The sequence below is a fragment of the Paenibacillus sp. Y660 genome, from assembly GCF_057221575.1.
Genome location: NZ_JBXBBJ010000001.1, coordinates 557,138 through 572,758 on the forward strand (window position 1 = coordinate 557,138; position 15,621 = coordinate 572,758).

14 protein-coding genes are annotated in these 15,621 nt (G+C 47.2%); 12 read left to right on the plus strand and 2 right to left on the minus strand.

The features are described from left to right. The first annotated feature begins 113 nt into the window (after positions 1-113). Together glnA and serC are read left to right on the plus strand one after the other, a co-directional pair. Positions 114-1,538, plus strand: coding sequence for a type I glutamate--ammonia ligase (glnA, locus tag AC2TDN_RS02555; protein ID WP_482064871.1), 1,425 nt, complete (start codon positions 114-116; stop codon positions 1,536-1,538). A gap of 217 nt (positions 1,539-1,755) precedes the next feature. Further along, the gene (serC, locus tag AC2TDN_RS02560) at positions 1,756-2,841 is read left to right on the plus strand and encodes a 3-phosphoserine/phosphohydroxythreonine transaminase (protein WP_482064870.1); all 1,086 of its coding nucleotides are present in this window, start codon (positions 1,756-1,758) and stop codon (positions 2,839-2,841) included. A 129-nt stretch (positions 2,842-2,970) separates the two neighbouring features. On the opposite strand, the gene AC2TDN_RS02565 is transcribed toward serC, so the two are convergent. Further along, the gene (locus tag AC2TDN_RS02565; RefSeq protein ID WP_482064869.1) at positions 2,971-3,693 is read right to left on the minus strand and encodes a response regulator; all 723 of its coding nucleotides are present in this window, start codon (positions 3,691-3,693) and stop codon (positions 2,971-2,973) included. A gap of 148 nt (positions 3,694-3,841) precedes the next feature. Between AC2TDN_RS02565 and trmL the strand changes: the two genes are divergently transcribed. The 3 genes from trmL to AC2TDN_RS02580 all read left to right on the plus strand — a co-directional run bounded on the left by trmL (position 3,842) and on the right by AC2TDN_RS02580 (position 6,330). Beyond that, positions 3,842-4,306 carry a tRNA (uridine(34)/cytosine(34)/5-carboxymethylaminomethyluridine(34)-2'-O)-methyltransferase TrmL gene (gene trmL, locus AC2TDN_RS02570; protein WP_482064868.1) on the plus strand — a complete coding sequence of 155 codons (465 nt, stop codon included), beginning with the start codon at positions 3,842-3,844 and terminating at the stop codon, positions 4,304-4,306. A gap of 177 nt (positions 4,307-4,483) precedes the next feature. Then, positions 4,484-4,732, plus strand: a complete 249-nt coding sequence (locus tag AC2TDN_RS02575; RefSeq protein ID WP_482064867.1) for an AbrB/MazE/SpoVT family DNA-binding domain-containing protein — start codon at positions 4,484-4,486, stop codon at positions 4,730-4,732. A gap of 401 nt (positions 4,733-5,133) precedes the next feature. Further along, a complete protein-coding gene (locus AC2TDN_RS02580) occupies positions 5,134-6,330 on the plus strand; it encodes an aminotransferase-like domain-containing protein (protein WP_484686915.1) in 1,197 nt (398 codons plus the stop codon). Here the strand turns inward: AC2TDN_RS02580 and AC2TDN_RS02585 are convergent. Next, positions 6,314-7,039, minus strand: a complete 726-nt coding sequence (locus AC2TDN_RS02585; protein WP_482064865.1) for a DUF2161 family putative PD-(D/E)XK-type phosphodiesterase — start codon at positions 7,037-7,039, stop codon at positions 6,314-6,316. The genes AC2TDN_RS02580 and AC2TDN_RS02585 overlap by 17 nt on opposite strands. A gap of 241 nt (positions 7,040-7,280) precedes the next feature. Here AC2TDN_RS02585 and AC2TDN_RS02590 point away from each other — a divergent pair, with 241 nt between their 5' ends. From AC2TDN_RS02590 to AC2TDN_RS02620, 7 genes are all read left to right on the plus strand, one after another. Then, on the plus strand, positions 7,281-9,176 hold the full coding sequence (locus AC2TDN_RS02590; RefSeq protein WP_482064864.1) for a PrkA family serine protein kinase: 1,896 nt from the start codon (positions 7,281-7,283) through the stop codon (positions 9,174-9,176). Positions 9,177-9,340: 164 nt separating this feature from the next. Then, positions 9,341-10,345 (plus strand): protoglobin domain-containing protein, encoded by a 1,005-nt coding sequence (locus tag AC2TDN_RS02595; RefSeq protein WP_482064863.1) that lies wholly within the window; start codon positions 9,341-9,343, stop codon positions 10,343-10,345. Between the two features lie 228 nt (positions 10,346-10,573). Then, positions 10,574-12,031: a circularly permuted type 2 ATP-grasp protein gene (locus AC2TDN_RS02600; protein WP_482064862.1), complete on the plus strand. Its 1,458-nt coding sequence runs from the start codon at positions 10,574-10,576 to the stop codon at positions 12,029-12,031. Positions 12,032-12,044: 13 nt separating this feature from the next. Then, complete coding sequence (locus tag AC2TDN_RS02605; protein ID WP_484686916.1) at positions 12,045-13,046, plus strand: alpha-E domain-containing protein; 1,002 nt, start codon at positions 12,045-12,047, stop codon at positions 13,044-13,046. Beyond that, positions 13,043-13,933 carry a transglutaminase family protein gene (locus AC2TDN_RS02610; protein WP_482064860.1) on the plus strand — a complete coding sequence of 297 codons (891 nt, stop codon included), beginning with the start codon at positions 13,043-13,045 and terminating at the stop codon, positions 13,931-13,933. The genes AC2TDN_RS02605 and AC2TDN_RS02610 overlap by 4 nt, the downstream gene beginning before the upstream one ends. A 181-nt stretch (positions 13,934-14,114) precedes the next feature. Next, positions 14,115-14,660 (plus strand): YhcN/YlaJ family sporulation lipoprotein, encoded by a 546-nt coding sequence (locus AC2TDN_RS02615; RefSeq protein ID WP_482064859.1) that lies wholly within the window; start codon positions 14,115-14,117, stop codon positions 14,658-14,660. A gap of 83 nt (positions 14,661-14,743) precedes the next feature. Further along, positions 14,744-15,478, plus strand: coding sequence for a polysaccharide deacetylase family protein (locus AC2TDN_RS02620; protein ID WP_484686917.1), 735 nt, complete (start codon positions 14,744-14,746; stop codon positions 15,476-15,478). The last annotated feature ends 143 nt before the right edge of the window (positions 15,479-15,621 follow it).

A 15,621-nucleotide genomic window follows, 5' to 3' on the forward strand; every position in this document is an offset into this window, starting at 1 on the left:
GCTATTGACGGAGATTGAAGGCTAGTTTTATAATAACGACATGGATTTGGAGCAATAATTGAACAATACCTGTTCAACACTACGCTAATGTTCGGAAATGGAGGAAATTATTAATGTCAGTTCAAAATGTTTTGGACAATATTAAAGAAAACAGCATTCAGTTTGTAGATTTCCGCTTCGTGGATCTTCTAGGTCATGCACACCACATTACACTGCCAGCAGCTGAGGTTGACGCGGATACTTTCGTAAATGGGGTAGCATTCGACGGTTCTTCCATTCACGGTTTCCGTGGTATTGAGAATTCCGATATGGTTATGATCCCGGATACAGAATCCGTATTTATCGATCCTTTCACTGATCACCCAACACTAAACATTATGTGTAATATCCATACACCTGAGGGCGAGCGCTATGACCGCGATCCGCGCAGCATCGCTCAGAAGGCTGAAGAGTATCTTCAAACTACAGGCATCGGTACGACAGCATTTTTCGCGCCTGAGCCTGAATTCTTCATCTTCGACGAAGTTCGCTATGAAAGCACAATGAATTCTTCTTCTTATGTAGTTGAATCCGAAGAAGCTGGCTGGAACACGAACCGTAAAGAAGAAGGCGGCAACCTTGGTTCCAAAATTCCAGTTAAAGGCGGCTACGTTCCAGTAGCTCCAGTTGACTCCCAACAAGATATCCGCAGCGAAATGGTTCGCCTTTTGCAAGAATCGGGTCTTCGCGTAGAACGTCATCACCATGAAGTTGCAACAGCTGGTCAAGCCGAAATTAACTTCCGTTTCGACACGCTTACTAAAACAGCTGACAACCTTATGAAATTCAAATATATCATTCACAATACAGCTCGCCAATACGGCAAAACGGCTACTTTCATGCCGAAGCCGCTATTCGGTGACAACGGAAGCGGTATGCACGTTCATACTTCTATCTTCGACGGCGATGCTCCTTTGTTCTACGATAAAGGCGCATATGCAAACCTTAGCGAATTGGCTATGCACTACATCGGAGGCGTTCTCTACCATGCGCCTGCATTGATCGCAATCACTAACCCAAGCACGAACTCGTTCAAACGTCTTGTGCCTGGTTACGAAGCGCCGGTTAACCTTGTATTCTCCAAAGGCAACCGTTCTGCAGCGATCCGTATTCCGATTGCAGCTGTAACGCCTAAAGGCTGTCGTATCGAATTCCGTACACCTGACAACACAGCTAACCCTTACCTTGCATTTGCAGCTATGCTGCTTGCTGGTTTGGACGGCATCAAGCGCAAGCTTGATCCAGTAGCTCTTGGCTACGGTCCTTTCGACAAAAACATCTACGAATTGCCGGAAGAAGAGAAAAAAGAAATTCGCAGCGTTCCTGGAACGCTAGACGAAGCGCTTAACGCTCTTGAAGCTGATTCCGAGTTCTTGACAGAAGGCGGCGTATTCACGCCAGAATTTATCGAGAACTACGTAGCAATCAAACGTCAAGAAGCTAAAGCTGTTGCAATCCGCATTCATCCGCATGAGTTCAGCCTTTACTACGACTGCTAATCCTGCGTTTAAGAAATATAAGAAACGGGTCCTTCTAGGGCCCGTTTTTTTACGTATTATTAAGAAATCGTGAACGAAAACCGAATGTTTATTGTCGGTAATTCGACATACGTTCGACTTTTTATTGTTTTAATATGCGGAATGCACTTGATGCGAACCTTCAAAATTGCTATCATAGCCATATCATATATAAAGAAACAGAGGTGGGTATCCGAAGATGACACGAGCATTTAATTTTAATGCAGGACCAGCCGCAATACCACTCGAGGTACTGAAGCAAGCGCAGGAGCAATTTGTTGATTATCAAGGTGCAGGGATGTCCATCATGGAAATGTCTCACCGCAGCAAGCTGTATGAAGCAGTGAACAATGACTCGCAAGCGTTGCTTCGCGAATTGTTCGGTGTTCCCGAAAATTATGACGTGCTTTTGCTGCAGGGCGGCGCTAGTACGCAATTTGCGTTGCTTCCCCTTAACCTATTGCAGCCTGGCAAGCCAGGGGCTTATGTGATGACAGGAGCATGGGCTGACAAAGCTCTTAAGGAAGCGAAGCTTGTCGGTGAAACCGTCATTGCGGCGTCGACAGAAGCAGACAAATTTATGCGCATGCCGACATTGTCGGAAATTCAAGTACCAAGCCATGCTTCTTATGTTCACCTTACTTCGAATGAAACGATCGGCGGAACACAGTTTCAGGAGTTCCCGGATACGGGCGACGTGCCGCTTATCGCGGATATGTCCAGCGATATTTTGAGCAGACCGATTGATGTGAGCAAGTTTGGCGTCATTTATGCCGGCGCTCAGAAAAATCTAGGGCCATCGGGCGTTACTGTTGTCATCATCCGTAAAGATCTTGTTGAGAATGGCTCAAAAACGATTCCATCCATGTTCCGCTACAGCACGCATGCGAAGACAGGCTCGCTTTACAATACGCCGCCGTCTTTCTCGGTGTACATGGTGAAATTAGTTCTTCAGTGGATTAAAGACAAAGGCGGCGTTGCTCAGCTCGAGCAATACAACCGTGATAAAACGAATCTGATCTATGATACAATCGATCAAAGCAGCGGCTTCTACATTGGCTGTGCGCAGCCGCAAAGCCGTTCGCTTATGAATATTACCTTCCGTATTCAGAACGAAGAGCTTGAGAGCCTGTTCGTTAAGGAGTCGGAAAAGGAAGGCTTTGTAGGCTTGAAGGGCCACCGTGATGTTGGCGGACTTAGAGCTTCAACTTATAATGCCGTGCCTTTGGAGAGCTGCCAGGCGCTTCAGCAATTTATGGTTGATTTCCAAAAGCGTAACGGTTAATAACTGCTGTGTCTTTTATAACGGTATAGCTAGGGGACAAAAAAACCGCCCTCTCCTTCTGAAAAGAAGTGCAGGGCGGTTTTTCGGTTGCTATGTTTTAACCATTCGGAAATTGAGGCATTCTGCTACTTACGCTTGCGCGACTGAATTCTCAGTGACATGTGGACCATTCAGCTTATAGCCAACATTGCGAACGGTCATAATGTATTCAGGTGTGCGTGCGTTTTTCTCGATCTTGTCGCGCAAATGGCTGATATGCACATCGACGATTCGCGTATCGCCGAGGAAATGATAATCCCAAACGCCGTGCAGGAGCTGCTGGCGGCTGAGCACTTTTCCTTTGTGACGGCACAGGAACAATAATAGCTCGAATTCCTTTGGCGTTAGCTCAACGGGCTTGCCATCGATGAATACTTCGCGCTGCTCGACCCGAACGTTCAAGCGTCCGATCTCGAAGGCTGTGTCATCTGCTATGCCTGGCAGCGATTGTACACGGCGGAAAATAGCTTGAATGCGGGATACAAGCTCTTGCGGGCTAAATGGTTTCGTCATATAGTCATCGGCGCCGTTATCGAGTCCGGCTATTTTATCTGTTACGTCTTGAAGCGCGGTGAGCATAACGATTGGAACTGCATTGCTTTGCTTGCGCAGCTCGCGGCAAACTTGAATTCCGTCCATTTTTGGCAGCATGAGGTCAAGTACAATTAAGTCGGGACGAAATGGCTTTAACATCTCGAAAACAGCTTCACCGTCACCTACGCAACGTACATCATAGCCTGCCAGCTTTAAATTAAATTCAATCAACATCGAGATGGATGGCTCGTCATCCACGACCAAAATCTTTTTTCGCATGGTTCAGCTCTCCTTCATGTGTTCCGCCTATTATGTTTCTTATTATGAAGGTAGAAATTATGCTTGAGATTAACGGTACGTAAAGTGGGTGTAAAAATATTGTGCAATTTCGAGAATTTTTGGCAAATTGAGAGGAGAGATTGATAACATGGCATTTCATATCGTTTTGGTAGAGCCGGAGATTCCGGCTAATACGGGAAACATTTCACGTACTTGTGCCGCTACCGGCACCATTTTGCATTTAGTTAGACCGCTTGGCTTTGATACGGATGATCGAACCTTAAAACGGGCGGGGCTTGATTATTGGCATTCGGTTCATATTGAGTACCACGATTCCTTCGATGAGGTGCTTGCGAAATATCCGCAAGGCCGTTTTTTCTATGCGAGCACGAAAGCAAGCAAGCTGTATTCGCAATTCGAGTACCATGATGGCGATTTCTTCGTATTCGGCAAAGAGACGAAAGGGTTGCCCCAGGAGCTGATTGATGCGAATATGGACACCTGCATTAAAATGCCGATGACAAATACGGTGCGCTCACTAAATTTGTCCAATTCTGTTGCAATTATTGTATATGAGGCGTTCAGACAAAATCATTTCCTTGGACTTGAGTAGAATAGATGTCTTTTTCATCAATATATGGTTTTTATATACTAATAAAATGAGATTATTTGCAGGATATTAAGGAATTATTAAATAAGGAAGGAAATGCTGTTGGTTCATCGAAACACTATAACTGCAGAGGTTTCTCAGAAATAGCTTGCGAAACCAGACACAGAAGAGGTGAAAGTGATGAAACCAGCAGGTGTAGTTAGAAAAGTGGATCAACTCGGCCGTATTGTACTTCCAAAATCATTGCGCAAACGTTATTTAATGAACGAGGGCGATCCCGTTGAAATTTTTGTCCAAGGTGACCATATCATTTTGGAGCGGTACCGTCCTAAATGTGTATTTTGCGGATCTATGGTTGAGGTTCGTGATTTCAAGGAACGCTACGTATGTGGCGTTTGCATGGAGGAAATGGCAGAGATACAACACTAATCGGCGTTATATCCCGCTATTTTAACGAAATGAAGCTTCCCGAATAGAGCGCCTGCGCTCTTTGGGAAGCTTCATTTTTTTGTGATGCTTTACCGCAAAACGAACGGGCGCCAGCAAAAAGCTTGGCGCCCGTTCGTAAACGCTTGGTATAAGCTGATACAAGCCAGCTTATAGCCCCTTTGTTTTGTCTTCGTTGTAGGAGCTGGTCAGCATCGCCGTAATGAACAATGCGAACACAGTCATGACAATAATAAAGTTCATCTGTGGGACACCTCCAAGTATGCTTTCCTTATTATAACCAACGTCAGCAAAAAAGAAAACTTTAAAAGTTGTGAACACATTGTTAACATAGAGAGTATGAGCATAGCAAGCCATTAAGCTTGCGAGGAGGAGCATAGCATATGAATTATCGATTTTCATCCAGAGTGTCGCAGTTAAAATCGTCAGCGGTACGAGATATTTTGAAGCTGACGCAAGGCAAGGATATGATTTCGTTTGCCGGAGGCCTTCCAGCGGAGGAGTTATTCCCTGTACAAGCGGTGCGTGAAGCGGCTGACCGTGTATTTGCGGCAGGGCCAAGCGCTTTGCAATACGGACTGACGGAAGGGTATTTGCCGCTGCGTGAGCAGCTTTGCGAGCGTATGGCGGCCAAGCAAATGAACGCAAGCCCAGAACAAATGATTTTGACGACGGGCTCGCAGCAAGCAATTGATTTATTAGTCGGAGTACTGACGGAGCCAGGGGATGCGATATTGGTTGAGAAGCCCACATACCTTGCCAGCCTGCAAGTGTTTGCGCTGCACGGCTTGAAGGTAATAGCGGCGGAGAGCGACGAGCATGGCATTATTCCCGAGGATGCAGAGCGTTTAATTCGCGAGCATCGTCCAAAGCTGCTGTATGCAGTTCCGACCTTCGGCAATCCGACAGGCCGTGTCTGGAGCTTGGAGAGAAGGATGAAGCTGCTCGCCCTTTGCAAACATTATCAAATGCCGATTATCGAAGATGACCCATATGGGGATATTAAATTCGATGAAAGCGAGCAGTTTCCGACGCTGCTTTCCCTTGAAGGGCAAGTAGAGCGCGGAGCTGTATTCTATACGAGCACATTTTCCAAAACGGTAGCGCCTGCGCTTCGTACAGGTTGGGCTATCGGGGATAGCCGTGTAATTGGCATGGTGGCTAAAGCAAAGCAAGCAGCAGACCTTCATTCGAGCACGATGGATCAGCAAATTTTGAGTCAGCTGCTTAAAGGCTTTAAGCTTGATGATCATATAAGGCTTATTTCCAAATCATACGGCGAGCGGATGCTTGAAATGCATGAGCTTCTAAAGCGGCAAGCGCTAAAGGATGTCTCGTGGGTAAAGCCGAAAGGCGGCATGTTCCTTTGGCTTGAGCTGCCGGACGGTCTAGACGCGGAAGCGCTCCTTCGTTGTGCGGTTCAGAAGGGGGTGGCGTTCGTGCCGGGCAGCTCGTTCTATGCCGACCATCCACAGCGCAACACCGCCAGATTGAATTATACGTACAATACGGGAGCGCGCACGATGCAAGGTGTTGAGCGCTTTGTTGAGGCGCTTGGGGAGTTTACGGCGCGGAGCTGAGCGAGGCTGTCCATTCCGCTATCACATTGCTGTATTCGGATAATGCAGCCGCGCCTTCCGGGCGCAGACTGTATTTGCCGCGCTCAATGCGGTCGAACCAGCCGTAATAATTGCTGCGCAGCGTCTCTCCGCTGCGTCCATAGCCCGTAATAGCTGCCACCTCTCGCGGAGCTAAGGGGCCCGAGGTATGAAGCGCGTAGGCGCAGCGCAGCGCCTTCTCGCGGTAAGCAGTCACAAGCTTGCGTCCAGTGCTGCCGCCGACGTTATAATCGCCGCTGCGCTCCCTGAATTCATTCAGGAGCTGCGCTTGCTTCCTGCGCCTTGCGCCGCGCTGAGGCGGATCGCCAGGCTGGCATAGAAACTCGATGACTGGCGGCTTTGTTTTATAGAAGGTAACCGTCATAAAACCAATGCCGAGCATGCGGCAAAGCTCAGTCAAATCACCAAAGCGCTGATTATGGGCGCCGCTTTTCTTTCGGTTCCGTTCGACGGCTAGCACGACATGACTGTTTAAACGTAGACGTTCAACCCCTTGCAGCAGCAAGGCGAGGTTGAACGTTTTTTTCATTTCGACAATTATCGTATTTTTGGTGTCTGGATGAATGGCGACCAAATCGCAATGAAGCACCTCGCTTTTTACCATATAGCCAAGCCGCTCGTAATACTTTTTTATAGGAATGTAGAGCTCTTCTTCGCGTGCAACAGCCACGTTTTGTTTCTCCTCCCCGCTTGTTCCAAACGATGCATATGACTCCATTATAGCAAAGGATTCTGCGAACTTGTCGTATTTTGATGGATGAAGGACAAAAATAGTGTGCAATTATCTCCCCGAATAAGCATAGAAATGTAATACCTCAATAAAAGTTGGCACCACTCGATAGAGCGTCTAGAGACAAATCCCGGGCGTAGAACGAATAGTGGAATGCGGAAGCGATGGGAGGAGGCACGGTATGGACATTTTCAAGCGAATATCGGAGTATCAGGCTGAGAGCGAGAAGCTTGCATGGACAGGATCATTCAAGAATTACATTGAATTGCTCGGGAAGGATCCGTCCCCGGCCATGACCGCACATGCACGCGTTTATGAAATGATTGAATCACATGGGGTAGAAGACGTTGGCGGCAACAAGCAGTATAAGTTTTTTGATCAAGAAATCTTTGGGCTGGATCGTGCGGTGGAAAAGCTGGTTGAGGAGTATTTCCATTCGTCGGCTCGCAGGCTTGAGGTGCGCAAACGGATTTTGTTACTGATGGGACCCGTCAGCGGAGGAAAATCAACTATTGTTACGATGCTCAAAAAGGGACTTGAGCGTTTCTCCAGAACCGAGCGAGGAGCCGTTTATGCGATTAAAGGCTGCCCGATGCATGAGGATCCGCTGCACTTAATTCCCCATGAGCTTCGTCCTGATATCGAGAAAGAGCTCGGTGTTCGAATTGAAGGCAACCTTTGCCCTTCGTGCCAAATGAGGCTTCAGACGGAATACAGCGCCGACATTGAAAATGTGCTCGTTGAGCGTGTGTTTATTTCCGAGGATAACCGCGTCGGCATAGGCACATTCAGTCCATCTGATCCGAAATCCCAGGATATTGCCGACCTTACGGGAAGCATCGATTTCTCTACGATAACGGAGTACGGATCCGAATCCGATCCGCGCGCATATCGGTTTGACGGTGAGCTTAACAAAGCTAATCGCGGATTGATGGAGTTTCAAGAGATGCTGAAATGCGATGAGAAGTTTCTATGGAATCTGCTCTCGCTGACGCAGGAGGGGAACTTCAAGGCAGGACGATTTGCCTTAATTAGTGCAGATGAGCTTATTATTGCGCATACGAATGAATCTGAGTATAAGTCATTCATCAGCAATAAGAAAAATGAGGCGCTTCATTCCAGAATGATCGTTATGCCGGTTCCGTACAATTTGCGGGTATCGGATGAAGAAAAGATATATAAGAAGCTTATCGCCCAAAGCGATATGCGCCATATCCATATAGCTCCTCACGCGCTGCGTGCCGCTGCTATCTTCTCTATCCTGACAAGGCTTAAGGAAACGAAGAAGCAAGGCATGGATTTGGTGAAGAAGATGAGGATGTACGACGGCGAGGAAGTAGAAGGCTTTAAAGAAGCGGATTTGAAAGAGATGCAAAATGAGTATCTGGAGGAGGGCATGACGGGCATTGATCCTCGCTATGTCATCAACCGGATCTCCAGCGCGCTCATCAAGCAGGATACACAATGCATCAATGCGCTTGACGTGCTGCGTGCGCTTAAAGAAGGACTGGACCACCATCCTTCAATCACGAAGGAAGAACGCGAGCGATACTTAAATTTCATTTCGGTGGCGCGCAAGGAATACGATCTGCTGGCGAAGAAGGAAATTCAAAAGGCATTTGTTTATTCCTATGAGGAATCTGCCCGCACCTTGTTTGAAAACTACTTGGATAACATTGAGTCTTATTGCAACTGGGCCAAAATCAAGGATCCTTTAACCGGGGAAGAGATGGATCCAGACGAGCGGCTTATGCGTTCCATCGAGGAGCAAATCGGCGTTTCCGAAAATGCGAAAAAAGCGTTCCGCGAAGAGATACTCATTCGCATATCGTCTTATTCGCGAAAAGGGAAAAAGTTCGATTTTACAAGTCACGAACGTTTGCGCGAAGCGGTAGAGAAGAAGCTGTTCGCGGATTTGAAGGATATCGTCAAAATTACGACCTCCACGAAAACGCCGGATGAGAATCAGTTGAAGCGCATAAACGAAGTAACCAAGCGGCTTATGGATGAGCATGGGTACTGCCCGGTTTGTTCAAATGAATTGCTGCGTTATGTCGGAAGCCTGTTGAACCGGTAATATTGCGGTGCGAGCATCAAGAGAAGCTGATAGACAACTGTCTATCGGCTTCTCTGCAGTGCTTCCAGGTTTGAAAAGAATTTCAAATGTTAATACTGATTCTTGTATGTTTTCCGATATAATAGGTGTTAGTGTTCTACTATATACCGAAGGAGTCGGACTTATTGATTAACGTTAATGCAGAACGCAGGAAGCAGCTTGAATACACAGGAATTACGGAACAGGATTTAAAGATTATGGCTGAATGCAAACCTATCTTCGAGAAGATAGTTGATGAAGTAGTAGACCGGTTTTACGACAGTATTGGCCACCAGCCGGAATTGCTTGCGATTATTACAAAAGTAAGCAACATTGAGCGGCTTAAGGAAACGCAGCGATGGTACTATATGTCGCTTACCGAAGGGGTAATCGATCAATCGTATATTGAAAACCGCATAAAAATTGGCGCCGTCCACTCCCGAATTGGATTAACGACGGATTGGTATTTGGGTACATATATGACTTACCTTGATATATCCATGGATGTGCTTAAGCGAGTTATTCCTGATAGTTGGAAGGAAGTTGTACATGCTCTGACGAAATTGTTTAATCTGGATTCGCAATTCGTACTGGAAGCGTACAATGAGCATGAGCAGCATAAAATTCAGCAGCTAGCGGACAATCGTTCCATGATGCTGTCCACTGTTACAAGTGCGGTGCAGGAGCTGGCTTCGCTTATGCTCGAATTGGACGAGGGTGCTCAATCCATTGCGGCTACCGCAATTTCGACCTCGCAATCTCAGGATAAGACGCATACATTATTAGGAGAGCTTCGTGAGGAGCTTGACGGCATTAACGAAATGGGCACATTAATTCGCGGATTATCCGATCAGACTCATCTGCTCGGGCTTAATGCCGCGATCGAAGCGGCTAGAGCAGGAGAGCATGGCCGGGGCTTTGAGGTAGTCGCGAATGAAGTGCGCAAGCTTGCCGCCTCGTCACGCAATGCGCTCGAAGGGATACAGTCGAAGCTTGAAGAGATTGACAAGAAGCTGTCCGCAGTACGCCATGAATCTGAGGCGACATCGGTCGAGGCGCGTAACCAAGCAGCCCGCTCGCAAGAGCTTGCTTCGTTCGTTCATATGGTCGATAAGGTAACGAAAGATCTACAGCAATTGAATCAATCCTAGAATAAAACGCAGCCTAGAAAAAGCAGGAATTCTCTCAACCCGAGGGTTCCTGCTTTCGCGTTATATAAGTTGACACAAAATTCTGATTTTAGTATGATAATCCTAACATTAAGAGGAAATACCGTTATAAATGTTAAGTTTTTTGACATAAATATAACGAATTTGTTCCGATGTTCACGAAGCTAGTACCAATTTGGTGCAGCGCCCATCATGGAGGAGGCGGTTGTCATGTCGACGGCCAAACAGTCGCAATCGCAATTTTACGATTCTCAATCCTTTTACGATGAAATGTTCGACAAGGACCTTTCGGTTCGCGCTCACTATGACAGTGTCCATCGTTTATTTGGAAGAATGAAGCCGGCAGAGCTGGCTGTCCGTCAAAATGCGATTAATCAAAGAATGATGGAGGAGGGCATTACATTTACGCTTTATAGCGGCGCGCAAAATGAGCCGCTCGAGCGGACAATTCCTTTCGATTACATTCCCCGCGTCATTCCGAAGCATGAATGGGAAGGCGTTGACCGCGGCGTCAAGCAGCGGATTCGCGCTTTGAACGCTTTTATCCATGATGTTTATCATGGACAACGAATTGTGGCAGACGGCATCATACCTCGGCGGATGATTGTTTCGAATACTTATTTTCGTCCGGAAATGGCGGGTCTACATGTTCCCGGCGGTGTATATATTACAGCATCAGGCATTGATTTGATTCGTGATGAGAAGGGCCGTTATTATGTGCTCGAAGATAATTTGCGATCTCCTTCCGGCTTCTCCTATCTCTTTAAGGGCAGAACGTTAATGAGCGAGCTGTTCCATGATTTATATTTATCCAGTTCGGTACAAAGCATTGACCGCAGCTTAAATTGCTTCTTAAGCTCGCTCCGCGCTCTTTCTCCTAACGGCAAGCGTGATCCTTTAATCGTATTGCTTACGCCAGGCGCTTACAACTCCGCCTATTACGAACATACTTTTTTAGCGCAGCAAATGGGCATTCACCTCGTTGAAGGCAGAGATCTTGTGTACAAAGACCATAAAATATATTTGCGTGATTTGCGGGGACTCCGTCAGGTCGACGTTATTTATCGGCGCATCGATGATGATTTTCTCGATCCGCTTGCATTCCAGCCGGATTCCTTCCTTGGGGTGCCGGGACTAATGAATGCTTATCGCGCTGGGAATGTTGCGATTGCGAATGCGCCAGGAACAGGCGTGGCGGACGACAAGGCAGTATATGCGTATGTGCCTGACATGATCCGTTACTATTTGGGGGAAGAGCCTATTTTACACAACGTTCCTACGTATATCTTGTCGCGCAAAGACGAGCGCGATTATGTGCTGGATCACTTGGATCAGCTCGTTGTGAAGGAGACGTCGCTATCAGGCGGCTATGGCATGCTGATAGGGCCTAGCGCAACCTCAAATGAGATTCAAGCGTTTGCAGATGCAATCAAGCGCGAGCCAGGACGCTACATCGCTCAAACGACGATGAAGCTCTCGCGTGCGCCGGTTATGGTTGATGGCGGCATGACACCTCGTCATATTGATTTACGAGCCTTTGCATTAATGGGAGAGGAGACGCATGTCATTCCGGGAGGTTTAACGCGTGTTGCAATGACAGAGGGTTCGCTGGTAGTCAACTCTTCACAGGGCGGCGGAGTCAAGGATACGTGGGTCCTTAATCGATAATTTAATGGAGGGAATGCGGGTGCTGAACCGGAATGCAGAGGCATTATTTTGGATTGGCCGTTACATGGAGCGCGCAGAGAATCATGCCAGGCTGATTGATGTACACTATCATCTTCAGGTTGATGAGGAATTGAGCAGCGAAGAAGGCCAGCAACAGGGCGAGATAATCGAGCCTTGCTCGAAATGGGCAAGAATCGTCGATGCCTTAGGCAGCCGTGAAGCATATGAGCAGCAGTATGGCAGCTACAATGAACGCGATGTCCTCTTCTATACGACGCTCGATCGCGATCATTCAAACTCGCTCGTCTCCTGTGTCAGCCATGCTCGCGGCAACCTGCGAACGCTTCGCGAGAAGGTGCCGAGCGAAATGTGGGATGTGACAAACGCATTCTATTTGTGGCTGCGGGAGAAGCAGCCGGATGATTTGCTGCGCGAATCACCGCATCTGTTTTTCGGTCGCATTAAGGAATGGACGGCGCTGTTCCAAGGCGTCAGCCAATCCGTCATGCCGAGGGAGAATGAATGGCATTTCATCGAATGCGGCAGGTATTTGGAGCGCTCGGAAAATACGCTGCGCATCATTAAAGCGGTAGGCAATGTGGCAACCGGCGAGGGCTGGAACAGCTCAAGCGCCTATCCCTATTTGCAGGCTGTACTGCGCTCTGTCAGCGGCTATCAAGCATTCCGCCGTTATTATGCTGACGGAATCACTGTCGAGTCCATCGTTGAATTTGTTGTGCTTAACAGCGCCTTTCCGCGCTCCCTTCATTTTGCGCTCCATACTCTCGATGACCATATGCGGCATATCGAGCTGCAGGATAAGCAGCTGCGGACAGCCCATGAGCGCGTCATTCGCCAAGTAGGAAAAGTAAAGGCGGATTTGGCATGCTTGGAGCGGGAGGATATGGTCATTGATCGGAACGGGACGATCGTTGTTCATTTGCTTGATGCATGCCAGCAGCTTGGGATGGCATTTGCTAAAACCTTTTTTCGCATGGGGGAGGCAAGCGCATGAAGCTGAGTATTTCACATGTCACGAGGTACGAGTACGCGGAGGCAGTTACGGACAGTGTCAATGAAATTCGTCTGACTCCGAGCACGAATGAGAGACAATCCTGTTACCAGCAAGCGATAACCATTGAACCAAACGCCTCATTATTCACCTACGAGGATTACTTCGGCAATCGGGTACATGCCTTCTCGGTGAACGGCCCACATAAACGACTTACGATACGCACCTCTATGACGGTCGTAACGAAGCAGGCGCCTTCCTCCGAAGAGCGTGCGCAATACTTAAGCAGACGTCCGCCGGAGCAGGCGTGGAGCTGGCTGAGGACAGAGGATGCGGCAAATCGCTTCACGGAGTTTCTTCTGGCGTCGGAATATACAGCCATAACGAGCGAAGTAGAGCAGTTTGCTAGTGAAATTCCGGATTCAAATGAGAGTGGCCAAGCTAGCGTGCTGGACTGGCTAAGCGCATTGTCGACCAAAATTCGCACGGAGTTTATTTATGATCCGGAAGCCACTGACGTAAAAACGAGAACCTCGGATATGTTTCTAAGTAAACGCGGCGTTTGTCAGGATTTTGCTCATTTGATGATCGCGAGCTGCAGAGGGTACGGCATACCAGCCAGATATGTGAGCGGCTATCACTTTGTTGGAGATTTGCAGGGAGGCAGCGCGGATTTCGAGCAGGCCTCGCATGCTTGGGTTGAAGCGTTCGTACCTGGCCTTGGCTGGTGCAGCTTTGATCCGACGAACGTCGATCCTGTAGGCGAGCGATATGTAAAGCTGGGGCATGGCCGCGACTACAAGGATATCGTACCGGTTAAAGGCGTTTACAGAGGAACTGGCGAGCAGGTGCTTCATGTATCGGTCGATGTAAGAAATGTTGAGGATTAATAGATGAATAGGCAGCGATATAAAAAACAATGAACCGCTTGTGCAGCATGCGGAGCATTGTTTTTTTGTTTGCGCAAAATATAAAGAGAATAGATGACGCAGCAGTCATAAATTGATTTTTCCATGTATGATTGCATGCTTATAGCACACCTTATAATCATCAACCAGGAGGTGTCATGCAGTGAAAAAACAGTTCAAACCCATATTTACATCCATTATGGTGCTTGCATTGGGATTCTCGATAGCGGCATGCGGTCAAAACGGAACCGTAAAGGAAAATACAATGAGAGTCAAAAATGATTTGAATCGCGCGGGAGAACGAATTGTCCCTAATGGCATGAAAACGACCGATCGCAAAATAAATGCTATGGATAATCGGATGTACAGCATAGATCCGTTAAGAGGCGCCGGTCAATTGGAGGATCGTGCCGAAAGGGTTAGCGGAGTAAAAGAGGCTACAGTCGTTGTGCATAATAAAGAAGCAATCGTTGGTCTTGATGTCGACAACATCGGAAAAAAAGCGATCATTGAAAAACAGGTTTACGCCGCATTAAAAGGGCAATACCCTGCCTACAACATTCATGTAACCTCCGATGGAAATATCCATAAAAAAATAAAGTCGATGAACGTAAATGCAACAAATGGGCATCCTATAAAAACGTTGGGAAACGACGTGGCTATCATGATCCGAGATATAAGCAATGCGGCAACGGCGCCGCTTCGCTAATTGGTCCGACGGCAGCTCACTTTGCGAGCTGCCGGAATTATATTTTCGCGTTACATATCGATTTGCCGCTAGGAGGAATACTGTTGTTAAACCGCAAGCCCAGCCTACTATTGCTGCTCGTAACTGTTTTTTTGCTTGGTTTCACTTTCCCCGAGAAAAAGGATCGTTTTTTTTATGAGAAAAGGGGAGAGATCGTATGGGAGGTTCCGACGAAAGACAAGAAGATCGCCTTGACCTTCGATGATGGTCCTTATCCGAATACGACCGATAAAATTCTTGATTTGCTCAAAAAGTACGATGCAAAAGCAACTTTTTTTGTGCTTGGCAACAAGGTGGAGCGTTACCCGGAAACGATAAAACGTGAAATTGCAGAGGGACATGAGGTAGCTAATCATACGTTTAATCATGTTTATTTCATGCGCTCCATAAGCGACGAGACGATTCGGGATGAAATAGTTAAAACCGAGAAGGCATTAGAAACGTTGACTGGAAAAAAACCTTTATTATTCCGTCCGCCAGGCGGCTATTACAATGAGCATTCGATTCAAATTGCCAAAACGCTTGGCTATACGACCATTATGTGGTCTTGGCATCAGGATACGAACGATTGGAAGAGCCCCGGCGTGAACCGGATCGTCAATAAAGTATTAGACAATGCCCGCAATGGAGATATCGTACTCATGCATGATTATATCCCCGGTTCCATGCAAACCGTTAAAGCGTTGGAGACCATATTGCGCGAGCTTGATAATAGAGGCTTTGAATTCGTCACCGTAACTGAGCTGATGAATGGCATGTTGCGCATTCCAATCATGTAGAAGCTGATTACGATAGAAGCTTGCTCATTTCTTTTTAACCCTCGTTCCAAAGTTGGGAAGATTGGCTTCGTTATCTTGCTTTTATATTCAATTAATCTTACAGTTGTATGAAAATGAGGTATATTACTTACTAGGTGATAAAT

Bases quoted from the DNA above. Each gene is read 5' to 3' on its own strand.
- AC2TDN_RS02575 (WP_482064867.1), top strand. From the start codon at position 4,484: ATGAAACCAGCAGGTGTAGTTAGAAAAGTGGATCAACTCGGCCGTATT.
- AC2TDN_RS02565 (WP_482064869.1), bottom strand. From the start codon at position 3,693: ATGCGAAAAAAGATTTTGGTCGTGGATGACGAGCCATCCATCTCGATG.
- AC2TDN_RS02590 (WP_482064864.1), top strand. From the start codon at position 7,281: ATGGACATTTTCAAGCGAATATCGGAGTATCAGGCTGAGAGCGAGAAG.
- AC2TDN_RS02605 (WP_484686916.1), top strand. From the start codon at position 12,045: ATGCGGGTGCTGAACCGGAATGCAGAGGCATTATTTTGGATTGGCCGT.
- AC2TDN_RS02610 (WP_482064860.1), top strand. From the start codon at position 13,043: ATGAAGCTGAGTATTTCACATGTCACGAGGTACGAGTACGCGGAGGCA.
- serC (WP_482064870.1), top strand. From the start codon at position 1,756: ATGACACGAGCATTTAATTTTAATGCAGGACCAGCCGCAATACCACTC.
- AC2TDN_RS02600 (WP_482064862.1), top strand. From the start codon at position 10,574: ATGTCGACGGCCAAACAGTCGCAATCGCAATTTTACGATTCTCAATCC.
- trmL (WP_482064868.1), top strand. From the start codon at position 3,842: ATGGCATTTCATATCGTTTTGGTAGAGCCGGAGATTCCGGCTAATACG.
- glnA (WP_482064871.1), top strand. From the start codon at position 114: ATGTCAGTTCAAAATGTTTTGGACAATATTAAAGAAAACAGCATTCAG.
- AC2TDN_RS02580 (WP_484686915.1), top strand. From the start codon at position 5,134: ATGAATTATCGATTTTCATCCAGAGTGTCGCAGTTAAAATCGTCAGCG.